Consider the following 270-nt stretch of genomic DNA (forward strand, 5'->3'; position numbering starts at 1 on the left):
CATTCTGTGATTTTTTTCCCAAATAAACATATAAAATAGCCAATATAATATGGAACGTGCTCGATTTTGTTACCAGAGCCAACTCTGTTAGATCATTATAAACAATTCTCTTTATAATAAGTTCCTTTCTGGAGCTTACGTTAATTGTTTTCGAAGAGTCAAGCTTTTGGAATAAATTTTCGGGTAACGTTTTGAATTTTTCTGCCCAATACTGTTGATCAATATTAAATTCTTCTGAATTGAAATACCCCCTATCTTCACTGACAAAAT

1 protein-coding gene is annotated in these 270 nt (G+C 31.1%); it reads right to left on the reverse strand.

Annotated features, from left to right (window positions below; all coding sequences use genetic code 11):
* Positions 1–270 (reverse strand): hypothetical protein (locus SCA31_RS23560; RefSeq protein WP_410699436.1); only part of this gene is annotated, 270 nt, incomplete at both ends.

The sequence above is a fragment of the Chryseobacterium sp. SIMBA_028 genome (assembly GCF_046535285.1).
Lineage (GTDB): Bacteria > Bacteroidota > Bacteroidia > Flavobacteriales > Weeksellaceae > Chryseobacterium.